This window comes from Paenibacillus sp. NPDC058367 (genome assembly GCF_042723305.1).
Lineage (GTDB): Bacteria > Bacillota > Bacilli > Paenibacillales > Paenibacillaceae > Paenibacillus_AQ.
This window is the reverse complement of record NZ_JBHXIZ010000003.1, coordinates 276,513-293,720: the sequence shown is the minus strand read 5'-3', so window position 1 is coordinate 293,720 and position 17,208 is coordinate 276,513. Positions and strand designations below refer to the sequence as shown.

General features: G+C 46.0%; 18 protein-coding genes. 15 read left to right on the top strand and 3 right to left on the bottom strand.

Features of this window, described 5'->3' with window-relative positions; all coding sequences use genetic code 11:
• The first annotated feature begins 24 nt into the window (after positions 1 to 24).
• The 5 genes from lpdA (at position 25) to lipB (ending at position 5,821) form a co-directional block, all read left to right on the top strand.
• A complete protein-coding gene (gene lpdA / locus ACFWMP_RS18175) occupies positions 25 to 1,446 on the top strand; it encodes a dihydrolipoyl dehydrogenase (protein ID WP_042190390.1) in 1,422 nt (473 codons plus the stop codon).
• A 130-nt stretch (positions 1,447 to 1,576) separates the two neighbouring features.
• Entirely contained in the window at positions 1,577 to 2,608 is a 1,032-nt protein-coding gene (locus ACFWMP_RS18170; protein ID WP_042190387.1) for a thiamine pyrophosphate-dependent dehydrogenase E1 component subunit alpha, read from the top strand.
• Positions 2,609 to 2,611: 3 nt separating this feature from the next.
• Positions 2,612 to 3,598: an alpha-ketoacid dehydrogenase subunit beta gene (locus ACFWMP_RS18165; protein WP_042190385.1), complete on the top strand. Its 987-nt coding sequence runs from the start codon at positions 2,612 to 2,614 to the stop codon at positions 3,596 to 3,598.
• Positions 3,599 to 3,688: 90 nt separating this feature from the next.
• On the top strand, positions 3,689 to 5,053 hold the full coding sequence (locus ACFWMP_RS18160; RefSeq protein WP_379424400.1) for a dihydrolipoamide acetyltransferase family protein: 1,365 nt from the start codon (positions 3,689 to 3,691) through the stop codon (positions 5,051 to 5,053).
• Positions 5,054 to 5,110: 57 nt separating this feature from the next.
• Positions 5,111 to 5,821 carry a lipoyl(octanoyl) transferase LipB gene (lipB, locus tag ACFWMP_RS18155; RefSeq protein WP_076284505.1) on the top strand — a complete coding sequence of 237 codons (711 nt, stop codon included), beginning with the start codon at positions 5,111 to 5,113 and terminating at the stop codon, positions 5,819 to 5,821.
• An 82-nt stretch (positions 5,822 to 5,903) separates the two neighbouring features.
• Here lipB and prli42 read toward each other — a convergent pair whose 3' ends face one another.
• Complete coding sequence (gene prli42 / locus ACFWMP_RS18150) at positions 5,904 to 6,005, bottom strand: stressosome-associated protein Prli42 (RefSeq protein ID WP_094872112.1); 102 nt, start codon at positions 6,003 to 6,005, stop codon at positions 5,904 to 5,906.
• 98 nt (positions 6,006 to 6,103) lie between these two features.
• Between prli42 and ACFWMP_RS18145 the strand changes: the two genes are divergently transcribed.
• On the top strand, positions 6,104 to 7,231 hold the full coding sequence (locus ACFWMP_RS18145; RefSeq protein ID WP_339266270.1) for a tripeptidase T: 1,128 nt from the start codon (positions 6,104 to 6,106) through the stop codon (positions 7,229 to 7,231).
• Between the two features lie 95 nt (positions 7,232 to 7,326).
• Here the strand turns inward: ACFWMP_RS18145 and ACFWMP_RS18140 are convergent, their stop codons facing one another.
• Positions 7,327 to 7,500: a hypothetical protein gene (locus tag ACFWMP_RS18140; protein ID WP_379424399.1), complete on the bottom strand. Its 174-nt coding sequence runs from the start codon at positions 7,498 to 7,500 to the stop codon at positions 7,327 to 7,329.
• A 77-nt stretch (positions 7,501 to 7,577) separates the two neighbouring features.
• On the opposite strand from ACFWMP_RS18140, the gene ACFWMP_RS18135 reads away from it, so the two are divergent.
• The 9 genes from ACFWMP_RS18135 (at position 7,578) to ACFWMP_RS18095 (ending at position 15,834) form a co-directional block, all read left to right on the top strand.
• Positions 7,578 to 8,150, top strand: coding sequence for an NUDIX hydrolase (locus ACFWMP_RS18135; RefSeq protein WP_076299537.1), 573 nt, complete (start codon positions 7,578 to 7,580; stop codon positions 8,148 to 8,150).
• Positions 8,141 to 9,340 carry an endonuclease Q family protein gene (locus tag ACFWMP_RS18130; RefSeq protein WP_379424398.1) on the top strand — a complete coding sequence of 400 codons (1,200 nt, stop codon included), beginning with the start codon at positions 8,141 to 8,143 and terminating at the stop codon, positions 9,338 to 9,340. Before ACFWMP_RS18135 ends, ACFWMP_RS18130 begins: the two co-directional genes overlap by 10 nt.
• Positions 9,341 to 9,421: 81 nt before the next feature.
• Entirely contained in the window at positions 9,422 to 10,072 is a 651-nt protein-coding gene (spoIIM, locus tag ACFWMP_RS18125; RefSeq protein WP_339242821.1) for a stage II sporulation protein M, read from the top strand.
• An 89-nt stretch (positions 10,073 to 10,161) separates the two neighbouring features.
• Positions 10,162 to 10,626 (top strand): ferric iron uptake transcriptional regulator, encoded by a 465-nt coding sequence (gene fur / locus ACFWMP_RS18120; RefSeq protein WP_042129744.1) that lies wholly within the window; start codon positions 10,162 to 10,164, stop codon positions 10,624 to 10,626.
• Between the two features lie 162 nt (positions 10,627 to 10,788).
• On the top strand, positions 10,789 to 11,022 hold the full coding sequence (locus tag ACFWMP_RS18115) for a DUF4227 family protein (protein WP_188114651.1): 234 nt from the start codon (positions 10,789 to 10,791) through the stop codon (positions 11,020 to 11,022).
• Between the two features lie 158 nt (positions 11,023 to 11,180).
• Positions 11,181 to 12,074, top strand: coding sequence for a site-specific tyrosine recombinase XerD (gene xerD, locus ACFWMP_RS18110; RefSeq protein ID WP_042190365.1), 894 nt, complete (start codon positions 11,181 to 11,183; stop codon positions 12,072 to 12,074).
• Between the two features lie 227 nt (positions 12,075 to 12,301).
• Complete coding sequence (gene deoB, locus ACFWMP_RS18105; protein ID WP_042190363.1) at positions 12,302 to 13,480, top strand: phosphopentomutase; 1,179 nt, start codon at positions 12,302 to 12,304, stop codon at positions 13,478 to 13,480.
• A 45-nt stretch (positions 13,481 to 13,525) separates the two neighbouring features.
• On the top strand, positions 13,526 to 14,350 hold the full coding sequence (locus ACFWMP_RS18100) for a purine-nucleoside phosphorylase (protein ID WP_379424397.1): 825 nt from the start codon (positions 13,526 to 13,528) through the stop codon (positions 14,348 to 14,350).
• Positions 14,351 to 14,502: 152 nt separating this feature from the next.
• Complete coding sequence (locus tag ACFWMP_RS18095; RefSeq protein WP_341124494.1) at positions 14,503 to 15,834, top strand: pyrimidine-nucleoside phosphorylase; 1,332 nt, start codon at positions 14,503 to 14,505, stop codon at positions 15,832 to 15,834.
• A gap of 104 nt (positions 15,835 to 15,938) precedes the next feature.
• On the opposite strand, the gene ACFWMP_RS18090 is transcribed toward ACFWMP_RS18095, so the two are convergent.
• Positions 15,939 to 16,952 (bottom strand): serine hydrolase domain-containing protein, encoded by a 1,014-nt coding sequence (locus ACFWMP_RS18090; RefSeq protein WP_379424396.1) that lies wholly within the window; start codon positions 16,950 to 16,952, stop codon positions 15,939 to 15,941.
• Positions 16,953 to 17,208: the final 256 nt, after the last annotated feature.

Below are 17,208 nucleotides of genomic sequence, written 5' to 3'. Positions count from 1 at the left end.
TGTAATGACTGGAGGATACATATCATGACAATTTCATGTGACGTGGCCATACTTGGCGGAGGAACCGGGGGATATGTGGCAGCCATTCGCGCTGCACAGCTTGGAAAGTCCGTCGTCGTCATCGAAATGGACAAACTGGGAGGAACCTGCCTTCACCGTGGCTGCATCCCTAGCAAATCGCTGCTCAGAAGTGCAGAAGTATATGCTGAAATCAATGAGAGCGAGAGCTATGGCATTGAGACAAGCGGAGTACAGCTTGTATTCCCAAAAGTACAAAAGCGCAAGGAAGCGGTAGTTGAACAACTTCATCAGGGCGTACAATATTTGATGCGCAAAAATAAAATACAAGTTATTAAAGGCAAGGGGCGCGTGACGGGTCCCTCTATTTTTTCACCGCGTAGTGGTGCAGTTGCTGTGGAACTAGAAGACGGTGAAATGGAAACAGTGGTCTCTAACCATCTTATTATTGCTACAGGATCTCGTCCGCGTGTATTACCTGGTCTGGAACCAGACGGGAAAGTTATTCTTAGCAGTGACGAAGCGCTCACCCTCGACGAGTTACCCTCTTCCATCATTATTGTTGGAGGCGGAGTAATTGGGGTGGAATGGGCCTCTATGCTGGTTGATTTCGGAGTACAGGTTACGGTAGTTGAAGCTGCTAGTCAGTTACTCCCTCAAGAGGATGAAGAAGTAGCTAAAGAACTGCAACGTTTACTTAAAAAACGTGGTGTTAAAGTACTGACTGAAACTACAGTGGATGCTGCAACCTGCAAGGTAACGGACGATGGAATTTCGATCGATGCCCGTAAGGGAGAGCAAACTCAAAGTCTATCTGCAGAAAAGCTGCTTGTATCCGTAGGTAGAGTAGCGAATGTAGAGAATATTGGTCTGGAAAATACAGATATTCGCTTTGATAAAGGAATTATCGCTGTAAATGCTAGTATGCAAACGGCTGAGCCGCATATTTATGCGATTGGCGACTGTATCGGTGGGCTACAATTAGCTCATGCCGCTAGCCATGAAGGTATCATGGCGGTAAATCATCTCTCCGGTGAGAAACTTCATCCTTATCATACACATCTTGTACCGCGTTGTGTCTACACACGTCCTGAAGTTGCGAGTGTGGGTCACACTGAGAAGGAAGCTAAAGCATTGGGACATGATGTAGTAACTGGTAAATTCCCCTTCTCGGCCATTGGCAAGGCGATTGTGTACGGTCAGAAGGACGGGTTTGTTAAAGTTGTGGCGGACCGAAGCAGCGGAGATATTCTCGGTGTGCAGATGATAGGTCCGCATGTTACGGATCTAATCGGGGAAGCTGCATTGGCTCAACTGCTGGATGCAACACCTTGGGAGGTTGGCGAGGCTATTCATGCTCACCCTACACTTTCGGAGATCGTTGGAGAAGCAATGTTAGCTGTAGATGGAAGATCTATCGGGATTTAGCTTTTCTTTTTGGGTAAAAAGGGATTATAATAAACTCAAGCCAAGTCTTAGTACCAGGTTTTAAGATCAGGATACAATTGGTCTTAAATCCTGTAAGACTCAGGCTTTATGAATAAGGAGGTATCTCTTTATGGAATCCCAAGATACTGTAGAAACGATTAACAGACATAAGCAGCTTGGACTAAGTGACGGCCAGGTCATCGATATGTACAGATATATGCTGCTCGCACGTAAATACGACGAGCGCAGTCTGCTGCTTCAGCGCGCTGGCAAGATTAACTTTCATGTCTCCGGCATTGGCCAGGAGGCGGGTCAGGTAGCAGCAGCATTTGCGCTGGACCGGCAGAATGATTATTTTTTACCTTATTACCGTGATTATGCTTTCGTACTCTCCGTGGGTATGACTACTCGTGAATTGATGCTGTCTGTGTTCGCAAAGGCAGAAGATCCAAACAGTGGTGGGCGGCAAATGCCAGGTCACTTTGGTAGTAAGCGTCTGCGTATTGTGACAGGCTCAAGTCCTGTAACCACGCAGGTCCCTCATGCGGTTGGTTTTGCTTTGGCAGCCAAAATGCAAAAGAAAAAATTCGTCTCATTTGTAACCTTCGGGGAAGGCTCTAGCAACCAAGGCGATTTTCATGAAGCTTGTAACTTTGCCGGAGTGAATAAGCTGCCGGTTATTATCATGTGTCAGAATAATCAGTACGCGATCTCTATTCCTGCTCACAAACAGCTTGGCGGTAAGGTCAGCGACCGAGCTCTGGGTTATGGGTTTCCAGGTGTGCGTGTAGACGGCAATGATCCACTGGAAGTATATCGTGTCGTTAAGGAAGCTCGGGAAAGAGCACTTGCGGGTGAAGGTCCTACGTTGATCGAAGCCATGATGTACCGTTTATCTCCACACTCCACCTCGGATAATGATTTGGCTTATCGGACCAAAGAAGAGGTTGATGAGAATTGGAAGAAGGACGGCGTAGCAGGATTCCGAAATTACCTAATTGGTCTAGGACTTTGGAGTGACGAGCAAGAACAAGATCTTATTGCTGAATGCAATCTTGAGCTTAAAGCAGCTATCGAATATGCTGACAACGCTCCGTTTCCGAAACCGGAAGATACACTGCTGCATGTTTACAGTGATTCCGACCTGAAAGGAGGAGCATAAACCATGGCTATAATGGAATATATCGATGCCATTCGGCTCGCGATGAAGGAAGAAATGGAACGCGATGAATCCGTGTTTGTGCTTGGTGAGGACGTGGGTCTCAAAGGTGGCGTATTTACCACAACAAAAGGCCTGCAAGAACAGTTCGGAGAAGAGCGCGTACTAGATACACCGTTAGCGGAATCAGCTATAGCTGGTGTGGCGATTGGTGCAGCTATGTATGGTATGAAGCCGATTGCTGAAATGCAGTACTCTGACTTCATGCTTCCAGCAACGAATCAAATCATTAGCGAAGCGGCCAAAATCCGCTATCGTTCAAATAACGATTGGAATTGCCCGGTTGTCATACGTGCGCCTATCGGCGGCGGTGTATTCGGCGGTCTATACCATTCTCAGTGCCCGGAATCGATTTTCTTCGGTACACCAGGATTGAAGATTGTCGCACCTTACTCAGCTTACGATGCAAAGGGACTACTGAAGGCAGCCGTACGTGATCCTGATCCGGTTTTATTCTTCGAGAACAAAAAGTGCTATAAGCTGATCAAGGAAGAAGTGCCAGAAGGTGATTACACTGTTCCAATTGGCGAAGCTAATCTGCTGCGTAAGGGAACAGATATTACGGTTATTGGTTATAGTTTGCCATTGCATTTTGCGATGCAAGCAGCAGAAGAATTGGAGCGCGAAGAAGGTATTACAGCGCATATTTTGGATCTGCGGACCTTGCAGCCTCTTGACCGTGAGGCGATCATAGCTGCTGCTCGTGAGACAGGAAAGGTTCTTATTGTGCACGAGGACAATAAAACGGGCGGTATTGGTGGCGAAGTGGCGGCGATTATCGCTGAGCATTGTCTATTTGAACTAGACGCGCCGATCTTCCGTCTTTGTGGTCCCGATGTTCCAGCGATGCCAATCAGCCCGCCAATGGAGAAGTTCTTCATGCTTAGCAAAGAAAAAGTGAAGGCGGAAATGCTTCGACTGGCGCAATATTAAAATAGTTGAGTGGACGCGAAGCTTCGTACAACTTAAAGATTATGCTTACGAAGTGAGTTTTACTTCGTAAAACATTTGAGGAGTGAAAAGATGTCTGACAACCAAAAGTTGACTGACGTGATCATGCCGCAGCTGGCGGAATCGCTAGTATCGGCGACGATCGGCAAATGGCTGAAGAAACCGGGCGATCCGGTAGAGCAATACGAACCAATATGTGAGCTTATTACAGATAAAGTAAATGCTGAATTGCCTTCAACAATAGATGGAGTTATGGGTGAACTATTGGCGGAAGAAGGTCAGGTTGTCAATGTCGGCGAAGTCATTTGTCGTATTGCCGTGCCTGTGACTGCATCTGCTGCTGCTGCAAACGTGACTAACACTAACACAGTTGCAGCTAATAATGTTGCAGAACAAAATGCGACTTCAACTGCTAACGATACGATGCGTGCACGCTACTCTCCTGCGGTACAGACTTTGGCGGCTGAGCATAACATAGATCTGACTTTAGTTATGGGTACTGGTATGGGGGGCAGAATTACCCGTAAGGATGTGCTGGCCTTCATCGAAAGTGGCGGAGCTACATCTCCAGCTTCGATTTCTGCTAGTCAACCAACCCCAGTGGTATCACAACCGCCTGCTCCACAGTTCATTCAAGCCCAAGAGAAGAAGGCGGAAGAGCCTCTTCGCCATTCGGGTCTACATTTGAGCGAATCTCCTCGTATTCCAACAATTGAAGTCGAGGGTGGCCGAGGCAGCAGTTCGGAATACCTGATTGATGTAACACCAATCCGGAATACAATCGCTACAAGAATGCGCCAAAGTGTCTCGGAGATTCCGCATGCTTGGACAATGATTGAGGTAGATGTGACTAATCTGGTCGCACTGCGCAATAAACATAAGGATGAGTTCAAGCGTAAGGAAGGTATCAATCTAACCTATCTGGCTTTCATGATGAAGGCTGTTGTGAGTGCGATTAAGGATTACCCGATTATGAACTCTGTCTGGGCTGTAGACAAAATTATTGTCAAACGTGATATTAATATCTCGTTAGCGGTAGGTACTGAAGATTCGGTTATCACTCCAGTAATTAAGAAGGCTGATCAGAAAAACGTTGCCGGGCTGGCACGTGAGATTGATGAATTGGCACAAAAAACCCGCGAAGGCAAACTGAGTCTGGAAGATTTGCAGGGAGGGACTTTCACTGTAAATAATACCGGCTCATTTGGCTCCATTCTTTCTTATCCAATCATTAACTATCCACAGGCAGCGATTTTAACGTTTGAATCAATTGTAAAAAGACCTGTGGTCATTAACGATATGATAGGTGTACGGTCAATGGCTAATATTTGTCTGTCGCTGGATCATCGGATTCTGGACGGAGTGATTTGCGGTCGTTTCTTGCAACGCGTCAAGGATAACATTGAAGGATATACCCCAGATACAAAACTTTATTAAAAAATAATAACGAGCCAAACTGTGCAGGCATGAGACTGAAAAAGGGGACCTGACGGTATGAATAATTCGGATATTCGTAAGCTGCAGATTTCATATGACCCTATTATGGAGTATGGGGAGGCTTGGGATCTGCAAAAGGAAAGTGTGCACGCCATTGATGCTGGTGAGCAGCCGGAACGATTGATTCTTTTGCAGCATCCGCCTACCTATACTATTGGTTCACAGAATCATCCCGAACATCTTCTTCTAGATGAAGAGCAGCTCAAAGAAAAAGGAATTGCGCTGTTTGAAATCGACCGGGGAGGAGATATTACATATCACGGACCGGGTCAGCTTGTAGGTTATCCGATCCTTATGCTCGGTGAAGAAGGTAAGGTAGATTTACGCGGGTACTTGCGCAGTCTGGAAGCAGTGATTATTGATTATTTGGCATCCTACGGAATTGTAGGGGAACGGAAGCCGGAGTATACAGGGGTATGGGTTGGCGACGAGAAGATCTGTGCCATTGGTGTCAAGTTTAACAAAAGCAAATTCCGAAGAGGGTTTGTTACTAGCCATGGTTTTGCTTTTAACATTTCTGAAGGAATATCTGGATACGGCTTTCAAGGGATTATTCCATGCGGTATCACTGAATTTGGAGTAACTTCCCTAGAAGAGTGTGCAGGTCGTCATTTTGAACTACAAGATGTGGCCAAAGAATTGGTTCCATATTTCCTAAGACACTTTCCTTATGAAGAGCAGGATGAGTTCTTTGGCACTATGGCTTAAGGTTTAATAACGAACTAACAGGCAAGCCAAATAGCGGCAAGGGGGTCCCTAGCCGCTATTATCAATGTTCCTTGTGAAGAGATTATCCTGCAAGGAAAGGCTCGATAACCATAAAGAGCGTAGAGGCAATCATGGCGAACAACATGACGTAGATGAAGATTTTGAACCACTTATTACGTTGCATGAGTAACTCCTTTAGATTTAGTTTAAGTTAATAGCATGAAGATGGATGGTCTTTCTGTACAACCATTGTAACGTATTCACGAAAGAGAGGGAAGTCCAGTGATTTCACAAGACAGATTGATTCAAGAATTTATGGAGCTTGTCCAAGTTGATAGTGAAACAAGAAATGAACGGCAGATTGCCGATGTGCTCAAGAGCAAATTTAACGCTCTTGGCTTAGAAGTTACCGAAGATGATTCCCAGGAAAGAACTGGACATGGAGCGGGTAATCTGTTCATTACCTGGCCGGCTGAGAACGGTGGATCTGCGCCAAAGCTTCTGTTCACTTGCCATATGGATACAGTTGTTCCTGGACAAAATATCAAGCCTACGCTCGGCGCGGATGGATGGATTACAAGTGACGGCACTACGATCCTTGGAGCAGATGACAAAGCTGGGCTAGCTGCACTGTTCGAAGCGATCAGAGTGATTCAAGAGCAAAAATTGCCACATGGTCAGATTCAGTTCGTAATTACTGCGGGTGAAGAATCTGGATTGCTAGGTGCACGTTCGATGGATCCGAGCAATTTGGATGCAGACTTCGGTTTCGCACTCGATTCCAATGGTGAAGTCGGTGCGATTGCAGTTGCGGCACCTACACAAGCTAAGATTACGATGCAAATCTTCGGGAAATCAGCTCATGCAGGTGTTAATCCAGAAGACGGCATCAGTGCGATTCAAGTAGCCAGCAAAGCGATTGCTGCCATGAAGCTTGGTCGGATCGACAACGAAACGACTGCGAATATCGGTAAATTCGCTGGCGGCGGACCTACGAATGTGGTTTGCGATCACGTTCAATTGGACGCAGAAGCACGTAGTATCGTGCAGGAAAAAGTTGGCGATCAAATCGCTTCGATGCGTGAAGCACTGGAGACCACTGTCCGCGAATACGGTGCAGAATGCGAATTCCGCAGTGAAATTATTTATCCGGCGTTCAGCTTTAATGAAAATGATCCAGTGGTACAGCTTGCACAGCGGGCTATCACTTCTATGGGTCTTACGCCGCGTCTGTTCCACTCTGGTGGAGGAAGTGACGCTAACGTATTCAATGGCTTAGATGTTCCGACCATTAATCTCGCTGTAGGATATGAGCATATTCATACCACTAAGGAACGAATTAAAGCCGAAGATATCGTTAAAGTGGCTGAGCTTGTAGTAAATATTGTTAAAGAGAGTGTGAAGGGCTAACCTAAAGTTCTTTTAATTAAATGAAGGAGCTGCCTCCAAGTTATTAAGCTTGGGAGCAGCTCCTTATATTTATAAAAGCATGTTTGATTAAGAATTCACCCTGCTTTGGTTGGAATGATCTTGGATTGATCCTTTAGGGAGAGAATGTATGAGAGAGGCATATCGGGCCCATACCGCTCTATCCACCTAGATAAAATGGCCTTGATTTCCTCCGGTTTACCTACCATTGTAACTGCGGATGAGCTTGTACGGCTGAAGATTTCGTTCATCTGAAATTCCTTCTTTCCCTTTAAGTTTGCTATAATACACCGTATGCACAATAGAGAAAAAGGAGACCAGAAACTTTATGGGAGAACAACATTTGCACAGCAAACCCGAGCTTGATGAAGTGACATTATCTACACAGCCTGTTTTTGATGGGAAGATTATATCTTTACAGGTGGACACAGTGAGACTGCCTGATGGTAATACTGCGACACGTGAAGTTGTGAAGCATCCCGGCGCCGTAGCGGTGCTTGCTTTAAACAACAACAAAATGCTTGTTGTAGAGCAATACCGTCAGCCCATGCAACGCACTGAAGTAGAAATTCCGGCTGGGAAGCTGGATAAAGGTGAAGATCCATTAGTTGCGGCTGGTCGTGAACTTCAGGAAGAGACTGGATTTCACAGTGGAGATCTGAAATTGCTTAAATCCTTCTATACTTCTCCCGGCTTCGCCGATGAGATTATTCATTTGTATGTGACTACTAATGCAAAGCCAGGGGATATGTCCCTGGACGAGGACGAATTTCTAGAAGTTTCGGAGCTTACCCTGGAGGAAGCGTATCAATATATGGCTGATGGGCGCATCGCGGACGCGAAGACGATGATGGCAGTGTATGCTTGGCATCTATATACGCTGACAGGCCAATGGAATTAACAACTGAATTGAAGAGTTTCTATTGCGATCTGCATGTTCATATTGGACGAACGTCGGAAGGACAAGCGGTCAAAATCAGCGGCAGCCGCGAGCTTACCTTTGCGGGCATTGCCAAAGAGGCTGCAGAGCGCAAGGGACTAGAAATGATCGGTATTATTGATAGTCATTCACCAGGCGTTCTACGTGATATTCAGCGTTCCTTGGAATCTGGAGAGATGACGTTAGCTGAAGGTGGAGGGATTGCTTACCGAGGGACTACGATCATTCTGGGAACAGAGATTGAAATCCGCGAGCCTGGGCGAAAAGAGTGCCATGTGCTCGCCTACATGCCGGACGTGGAGCGCATGACCGATTTTAGTGCGTGGATGAGCCGCTATATGCGGAATGTGAATCTAAGTTCCCAGCGCCTGTATGCTCCGGCTAGAGAGCTTCAGGATGAGATTTATGGGCGGGGAGGCATTCTTATCCCTGCACATATATTCACGCCTCACAAGGGCTTGTACGGCTGTGCAGCGGAGCGTATGGCAGACATCTTTGATCTGGATCGCATAGCAGCAGTTGAGCTAGGGCTGAGTGCAGATTCGGAAATGGCGGGTTATCTTTCTGAGCTGGATAACTTCACATTCCTAACGAACTCTGATGCGCATTCACTGGGCAAACTAGGTCGCGAGTATAATGTAATGGCGTTGGCACGACCTTCTTTTGCTGAACTACGACTCGCACTAGAACGTAAGGAAGGGCGGAAGGTAACAGCCAATTTCGGACTTAACCCCCGGCTGGGTAAATACCACCGAACCTACTGCGGAGGTTGTGGCAGTATTATTGACGAAGCTTATGTCACATCGGAACGCTGCCAGTATTGTGGCAGTCTTAAATTGGTGAGAGGTGTATTCGACCGGATCCTAGATATCGCAGACCGCAAGACGCCTCTAGTACCCGCAAACCGTCCGCCTTATCACTATCAGGTTCCACTTGAATTTATTCCAGGCCTCGGGAAAGCTAAGATGAACGCGTTACTGCAAGCTTTTGGCACGGAGATGAACATTTTACATAATTGTGGTGAAGCGGAAATTGCTAGCGTAGTAGGAGTGGATTTGGCGGCTATGATCGTTCGGGCTCGCTCAGGCATATTGGAATTATCAGCAGGCGGTGGGGGAACATACGGTAAAGTCGTACAACCTGGAAAGTAGAGTTATTGTCCTAAGGACAAGTCATATCGCGGGACGTTTTCTCATATGGTGTAACATGTAACCGGAAAGGGGAACGTCTCGATGCGTAATTTAAGGCTGATGATGAAGGAACAGACGCCTCTGTATATTTTTGTCGGCGTATTATTTCTGGTAGGTGTTGTATTTGGAGCTCTTATCGTTAGTGCGCTTACGATGGATCAGCAACAGGAGCTGGGGGATTATCTAGGAAATTTCTTTGTAACGGTTGATCAGCAGGGTCTATCCGCAGCACCTGATTCGTACTGGAGTATAGCGGCCTTAAATCTGAAATGGATTGGGCTGATCTGGATCCTTGGATTATCAGTCATTGGGCTTCCGGGAATCTTGATTCTTGATTTTCTTAAAGGGGTTTTGATCGGCTTTACGGTCGGTTGTCTAGTAAGTCAATATTCATGGCATGGAATGCTATTCGCATTAGTCTCCGTGGCTCCGCACAATCTGGTACTGATTCCTGTGTTGTTAGTAAGTAGTGCAGCGGCGATCGCCTTTTCCTTACAGATGATTCGTAGCCGAGTGCTAGGACAACGTCGGACACCAGTGACTCGACCTTTTACTATGTACACCATATTGTCACTTGTAATGGCACTGTTGATTCTGGGCATTTCTAGTTTTGAGACCTATGTTACGCCGATCATGATGCGCTGGGTTACGCCTTCACTTGTACAAGCAGTGACTACCTTGGGCTTGCAGTAAAAGCGTTTGACTTCTCAAAGCGACACCCCCTATAATGGAAGAAGTGGTTTGAAGACCGGTGAGGTTATTTTCCAAGGGGGAGGGAGACAATGGAAGCTCGGATAGACAAAATTAAGCAACAGTTACAATCCCAAGGATACAAGCTTACACCCCAACGGGAAGCGACCTTAAGAGTGCTGCTGGAGAATGAGGAAGACCATCTTAGCGCAGAAGATGTTTTTATGCTCGTGAAAGAGAAAGCTCCCGAGATCGGTCTTGCGACTGTATATCGTACCCTGGAACTTCTTAGCGAGCTTCACGTCGTAGAAAAGATTAACTTCGGTGACGGTGTCGCCCGTTATGATCTGCGAACAGATACTGCGAAGCACCATCATCATCATTTAATTTGTGTGCAATGCGGTAGTATGGATGAGATTCGCGAGGATTGGCTAGGTCCGCTAGAAGAGCGACTGGAGAAAGAATTTAATTTCACAGTGCTTGATCATAGACTTGATTTTCATGGGATATGCTATCGGTGTAGCGATAAGAATAATTCAAACGGAAATCCGTCCTAAGTCATCTTATAATGAAATTCACTTCATAAGCTCTCCCCGGTTTTTTTACCGGAGAGAGCTTTTTAAATGATTGGTCTATTGGAGGTATACATATCAGTCCGTTTTGGTGCATAAGGTGAAGGACGAGCAGATCTTAACTGTATGTTAGAGGGAGGCGTCCATATGATCGTTTCTGTGCCCAAAACAGTTCGAAAGCTGTATTTTATGATCATGTTTGTGGCTCTAAGCTATTTGCTCTACAGTGCTATGAGCTGGCTTGGTGAATGGATCAGTCCGATAGAGAATTATGGAATTCCTGAAGGCTCTGCTGTTCGGGCTTTTGATCATGCCGATCGTGGTGATGATGGTCTGGATACAAGACAGCGTTTGCGCTTCTATTACTGGTATGGAGAATGAAAGCTTCGCAGGAAGCAGGAACAAGCGAGAAGAATGTCGAAGAAAACAAGGTGGATTCATGCAGCGTATACTAAATGTACACATCTGCAGAACCCTCATGCTGAATGTGCTGCAGGAAGTCACTATGAGTAGCTGCGCCAGGACAGGAGCGTGAAATAATGAAGTCACACTTGCAGCCGTTTTTACATTATTTGTCCGGAGATAAAGGCTTGTCCCCGAATACACTGGAATCTTACGGTAGGGATGTATCGCAGTTTCTGGAGTTCGCTGAAGAGCGGGGGGCTAGTCAGCCTGATGAGATCCGAAGATCGCATGTGATATTATATCTCGGCTCATTACGCGGAGCTGGTCGAGCAACAGCAACGTTGAACAGGAGCGCAGTGTCACTCCGTGCTTTTTTTCATTATTTGCTGAAGGAACGTTTGATTGAGCAGGATCCTACACTGGACATGGAGACCATGAAGCCTGATAAGAAACCTCCTATGGTGCTTACCATTTCGGAAATAGAGCAGTTATTGGCTGCGCCGGATGTAAGTACGCCACAAGGGATGCGCGATAAGGCTATGCTGGAATTACTCTATGCAACAGGCATAAAGGTCTCTGAATTAATCTCACTTAACGTGGATGATGTGCACACGGATATGAAATTTGCGCGTTGTACAGGAACTTCTGGCAAGGAGCGGGTAGTTCCCATTGGAACCCTTGCAGCTGAGAGTGTAGCGGCTTACACTTCACTTATGCGGGACAAGCTGCTTCGTGATCACCAGGAGGAACCAGCCATGTTCCTGAATAGTCTAGGCGGAAGATTAACCCGGCAAGGCTTTTGGAAAATCATAAAAAAATATGCACGGGAAGCAAACATTGAGCAGGATATTACCCCGCATACACTTAGGCATTCCTTCGCAGCCCATTTACTGGAAGGCGGAGCAGATTTGCGTTCCGTACAACAAATGCTGGGTCATGCCGATATTTCGACGACTCAGATTTATAACGGTATAGCCCGTAAGAATATGAAGGAAGTATATGAGAGCCACCATCCTAGAGCTCGATAATTCTGCTTTAAAGATGCTTTTTGTGAGTAAGATGGTTATGATGGAATCATACTGAAAGGATAGACTGGGGAATGATCCGCAGGTTATCTTTTAGCAGAAACGGATACCTGATAAGCGGTACATTGTATCGCTAGCTTCGGAAGCGTATGTCTTCTGGAAGACGGTACAGCCGTTTCTTCTTGTTGGTACGAAAGAATATCTACATTAAAAAAGGAGTGAAGACAACAATGTCCTCATTTAAACGAATTGGTTTTATTGTTCTAGATAGTGTTGGTATCGGTGAAGCGCCAGATGCTGCGAATTTCGGTGATGCTGGGTCGCACACGCTTGGTCATATATTGGATCGTGTTCCTGGTTTGAAGCTTCCTAATCTCCAGAAGCTCGGGTTAGCTAATATTGCTCCGCTGCCACCGCTAGAGCCTGTAGCTTCACCAACAGGTTACTACGGAAAAATGCAGGAAGTATCTGTAGGCAAGGATACGATGACCGGACACTGGGAGCTAATGGGGCTGAAGATTGAGGTTCCTTTCAATACGTATCCTGACGGTTTTCCAGCAGAATTGATTGAGAAGTTCGAAGCGGCAACTGGTCGTAAGGTAATCGGGAATAAACCGGCTTCCGGAACGGAGATTCTTGTTGAATACGGCGAAGAGCAAATGAAAACCGGTGCTTGGATTGTCTATACCTCTGCGGACAGCGTATTCCAGCTTGCTGCACATGAAGATATCATTCCACTTGAAGAGCTGTACAGCGCTTGTAAAATAGCCCGTGAGCTGACGATGGCTCCAGAATTCTCGGTTGGTCGCGTGATTGCTCGTCCATATGTTGGCGAACCAGGGAAATTCGTTCGTACGCCAAACCGGCATGACTATGCTGTGAAGCCGCCAGAACCAACGGTAATGAACGCGCTGACTGATATCGGTAAGGATGTTATCGCGGTTGGTAAGATCAACGATATCTTTACAGGAGAAGGAGTTACGGCTTCTTATCCAACGAAGAGCAATGAACATGGAATCGAAGTTACTATTGAGCAGCTTCGTCAACCGTTTGACGGTTTCCTGTTTACGAATCTGGTGGATTTTGATTCTTTGTATGGACATCGTCGTGACCCAGAAGGATACGGTCGTGCACTGGAAGTGTTCGATCAGGCCCTGCCTGAAATTCTATCTACGCTCGGTGAAGATGATCTATTGATTATTTCTGCAGACCATGGTAACGATCCGATCCATAGTGGAACTGACCATACCCGTGAATATGTACCGCTCTTAATCTATAGCCCGCGGTTTAAACATCCAGAAAGTTTGGGCATTCGTGAAACCTTCTCTGATGTAGCTGCAACCATTGCTGATAACTTTGGTGCGAAGGCGCCGCAGTATGGGACAAGCTTTTTAGCGAAACTGCAATAAAAGGGTTGTGGGTTGCTCCACAACATCAATGAAGGAGGATCATCCATGAGCGCATTAACTCAAAAAGAAATTCAAGAAGCAGCCATTTATATAAAAGACAAATGTCCGGTGGCTCCGGAAATTGGATTGATCCTTGGTTCAGGCCTCGGTGTGCTTGCAGACCTTATTACTGATGGAGTAAGCATTCCATATGATGAGATTCCTCACTTTCCTGTTTCTACTGTAGAAGGACATGAGGGCGAGCTATTAATTGGTATGATCGAAGGCCGCCGAGTCGTGATGATGAAGGGCCGCTTTCATATGTATGAGGGTTATGGACCGGAGGTAACGGCATTCCCTGTACGAATTATGAAAGAGCTTGGTATAGCCAGTTTACTAGTAACGAATGCAGCTGGTGGAGTGAACACTGATTTCACGCCGGGTGATCTTATGCTTCTTACGGATCATCTTAATATGACTGGAAGGAATCCTTTAATAGGACCTAATGATCCTGCACTTGGTGTGCGCTTCCCGGATATGTCGACCGCCTACAGTCGCCGCCTGATCCAGGTAGCGAAGGAAACGGCAGCTCAGCAGAATTTCGAGTTCAAAGAAGGCGTATATGCAGGTCTATTGGGACCTTGCTACGAAACGCCTGCTGAAATCGTAATGCTTCGTACGCTAGGTGCCGATGCTGTGGGCATGTCTACTGTATCGGAGACCATTGTTGCTCGTCATGCATGTATCGAGGTATTGGGCATCTCCTGTATTACTAACATGGCCGCGGGAATCCTGGATCAACCTCTCAATCATGAAGAGGTGATGGAAACTGCAGAACGTGTGCGTGAACGTTTCTTGAAACTGGTCTTAGGCTTTATTCCGAAAATGTAATTTCGGGCACTGCATTTTGAATTACTGGGAGGTCATCTTTATGACACAAGTGATTAAATTTAAGCCATTGACGCATGAACAGGTAGTTAATGTAACTAAACCAAAATATATCGGATTTGCTCGCGCAAATGTCCGTGAAATGCAGGTGTAAAATGAGAGCTGTCGACATTATTCAGAAAAAAAGAGACGGTGGAGAGCTGAGCCGTGAGGAAATATCCTTTCTAATTCAAGGCTATAGTAAAGGTGAAGTTCCTGATTATCAACTTGCCGCTTGGGCCATGGCGGTTTATTTTCAAGGCATGAACGCACGGGAGACCGGCGATCTAACGATGGAAATGGCGATGTCCGGTGATCAAGTGGATCTGAGCCCAATCGCAGGCATTAAGGTTGATAAGCACTCCACAGGTGGAGTGGGAGATAAAACCACCGTGGTGCTTGCACCGTTGGTAGCCTCTGCTGGAGTACCGGTAGCGAAGATGTCCGGCCGCGGACTTGGGCATACAGGAGGTACACTTGATAAGCTGGAGTCGATCACTGGCTTTTCTATAGAGATGGATCGCGAGCGTTTCTTTGATCAAGTAGGGGAGATCGGAGCTGCCGTGATCGGCCAGTCGGGCAACATTACACCCGCTGACAAAAAGCTGTATGCCCTTCGGGATGTAACGGCAACTGTTGAATCCATCCCTCTTATTGCAAGCTCAGTGATGAGTAAGAAGATTGCAGCGGGTGCAGACGCCATTGTACTGGATGTCAAAACCGGCAGCGGTGCTTTTATGAAGACGCTTGATGATTCTATTGCGCTTGCCCAGGCTATGGTGGATATCGGCACCCATTTGGGTCGTAATACCGTTGCGATCATCAGTGATATGGATCAGCCACTGGGTTATGGGATCGGAAATGCGCTGGAAATTAAGGAAGGAATCGAGACCTTGAAGGGTCACGGTCCTAAAGATTTGCAGGAAGTCTGCCTTATTCTGGGCAGTCAGATGCTTGTTCTTGGCGGTAAAGCCAAGGATGAAGCGGAGGCTCGTTCGATTCTGATGACACATATTGAAGATGGCACAGCGCTGGAGAAATTCAAACAGATCGTGAGTGCGCAAGGCGGAGATGTTTCGCAAATCGATGATCCGGAGAAACTCCCTGCTGCTAAACGATTCATTGAAGTGAAAGCGAAGACTAAGGGTTACATTGAGGGGATTCAAGCAGAAGAAATCGGCATTGCTGCTATGCTGCTTGGTGCAGGACGTGAAACCAAGGAATCTGTAATAGATTTGGCTGTAGGTATTCAACTCTCTAAAAAAGTTGGAGATGCTGTAGAGATTGGGGATACACTTGCAGTATTGCATATCAATGATGCCAGTGATAAGAAAGTAGAGGAAGCTGAGGGCAAGGTGCTGGAAGCTTACCGTATTACTTCTGAATCGGTTCCACCATTGCCACTGGTATTCGCGCTTGTTACGAAGGATGGAGTAACACGGTACTAGCCAAGGAAATGTAATTATTTTCATGACAAAGACCTGAAATAGAGAGTAAAATAGCGAGCCTCCGTTAATAGGAGGCTCGCTGTTTTACGTTTTTGACGGAGCAGCTACAAATGCTTATCGATAAGATTGAAAATCTGAGAAGCCCCGCTGCTTGTATTACATAATACGACCACAGTCTCTCCACTAGCCGGATAGAAAGCCGATCGGAAGGAAACACCGGGATCGTAGCCCATAATGTGAAATTTGAACACTTTTTCTTCTCGGAGGGTGATCCATACACCATAACCATAATAGCCTTCACCATCCACATGTATGTGGGGAGTAAGCAACAATGAAGTGAGTACTGGGCTCAAAAGGGTATGGTTCATTAGCCCGTTCCAGAATAACTGCATGTCGGGAGCGGTTACGAAAGCTCCACCGTCAGCGCCTCCTTTTACCGGGATTGAATAGATATTGCTTCTCCAGCGACCGTTCTCTTCCTCTATGTATCCTAGTGCACAGTTGGCTGGTAAGGCATCTAACGTAAAGTAACCGGATTGCTCCATTCCGCAAGGCTTAAAGATGTGAAGCTCCACATAATCGGAAAAGGACATTCCACTCAATTCCTCTACCAGAAGACCTAGCACGATATATCCGGCATTGTTGTAGTGGAAACGTTCACCAGGGGTCCACATCATGGGGAGGTTTCGAAACATCGGTACAAAGTCTTCCAGCTGCCGTAAAGTGTACATAGGTTGTGTCTTCCACAGTTCTTCGAAGTCATCCATGATTGTTTCATCAAAATAATCAGGAATCCCAGAGCTATGCGTAAGTAACTGATGTATGGTGATTTCAGAACTAAAGAGAGGGAACTCTACCTTCTTCAGATAGTCTGATAATCTGCTTTCGAAAGAAATCAATCCCCTTTCGACCAGTTGACAGACGGCAATTGCTGTGAATATTTTACACCCGGAAGCGATCCCGAACCGAGTATGAATATTGTTTTCGCGCTTATCCGACTTATTGGCATAACCGTGACAGCTGCTGGCGATTTCTTTATCATATTGTTTTGCTAGTACTACGCCTGAGAAATCGTTCTGTTTTGCTTCTGTCTCAATATAAGTTTCAAGTGGGTTCATTCGTATATTCACTCCTCTGTAAGACAGTATAGGTTCTTAGTTAACATTCGTGAAAGTCTACGATTTACCTTTAAAAGTCCTAAAATGAGAGCTAAAAAAATGGAAATACTTTAAATTTGAAATATTATTTAATCTCCCCTATAATAAAAATGCTCTGCAACTGCTGCTGGGCTTTTTTTAATTGATGACATCCTTAATTCTTGAGATAAATAATTGTTGTTATTTCCTTAAAAATGGAATAATTTTCACCCTTTCT

Excerpts from the sequence above, each read along its gene's own strand:
- lpdA (WP_042190390.1), top strand. The coding sequence starts at position 25 with ATGACAATTTCATGTGACGTGGCCATACTTGGCGGAGGAACCGGGGGA.
- ACFWMP_RS18170 (WP_042190387.1), top strand. The coding sequence starts at position 1,577 with ATGGAATCCCAAGATACTGTAGAAACGATTAACAGACATAAGCAGCTT.
- ACFWMP_RS18165 (WP_042190385.1), top strand. The coding sequence starts at position 2,612 with ATGGCTATAATGGAATATATCGATGCCATTCGGCTCGCGATGAAGGAA.
- ACFWMP_RS18160 (WP_379424400.1), top strand. The coding sequence starts at position 3,689 with ATGTCTGACAACCAAAAGTTGACTGACGTGATCATGCCGCAGCTGGCG.
- lipB (WP_076284505.1), top strand. The coding sequence starts at position 5,111 with ATGAATAATTCGGATATTCGTAAGCTGCAGATTTCATATGACCCTATT.
- prli42 (WP_094872112.1), bottom strand. The coding sequence starts at position 6,005 with ATGCAACGTAATAAGTGGTTCAAAATCTTCATCTACGTCATGTTGTTC.
- ACFWMP_RS18140 (WP_379424399.1), bottom strand. The coding sequence starts at position 7,500 with ATGAACGAAATCTTCAGCCGTACAAGCTCATCCGCAGTTACAATGGTA.
- ACFWMP_RS18135 (WP_076299537.1), top strand. The coding sequence starts at position 7,578 with ATGGGAGAACAACATTTGCACAGCAAACCCGAGCTTGATGAAGTGACA.
- ACFWMP_RS18130 (WP_379424398.1), top strand. The coding sequence starts at position 8,141 with ATGGAATTAACAACTGAATTGAAGAGTTTCTATTGCGATCTGCATGTT.
- spoIIM (WP_339242821.1), top strand. The coding sequence starts at position 9,422 with ATGCGTAATTTAAGGCTGATGATGAAGGAACAGACGCCTCTGTATATT.
- fur (WP_042129744.1), top strand. The coding sequence starts at position 10,162 with ATGGAAGCTCGGATAGACAAAATTAAGCAACAGTTACAATCCCAAGGA.
- ACFWMP_RS18115 (WP_188114651.1), top strand. The coding sequence starts at position 10,789 with ATGATCGTTTCTGTGCCCAAAACAGTTCGAAAGCTGTATTTTATGATC.
- xerD (WP_042190365.1), top strand. The coding sequence starts at position 11,181 with ATGAAGTCACACTTGCAGCCGTTTTTACATTATTTGTCCGGAGATAAA.
- deoB (WP_042190363.1), top strand. The coding sequence starts at position 12,302 with ATGTCCTCATTTAAACGAATTGGTTTTATTGTTCTAGATAGTGTTGGT.
- ACFWMP_RS18100 (WP_379424397.1), top strand. The coding sequence starts at position 13,526 with ATGAGCGCATTAACTCAAAAAGAAATTCAAGAAGCAGCCATTTATATA.
- ACFWMP_RS18095 (WP_341124494.1), top strand. The coding sequence starts at position 14,503 with ATGAGAGCTGTCGACATTATTCAGAAAAAAAGAGACGGTGGAGAGCTG.
- ACFWMP_RS18090 (WP_379424396.1), bottom strand. The coding sequence starts at position 16,952 with ATGAACCCACTTGAAACTTATATTGAGACAGAAGCAAAACAGAACGAT.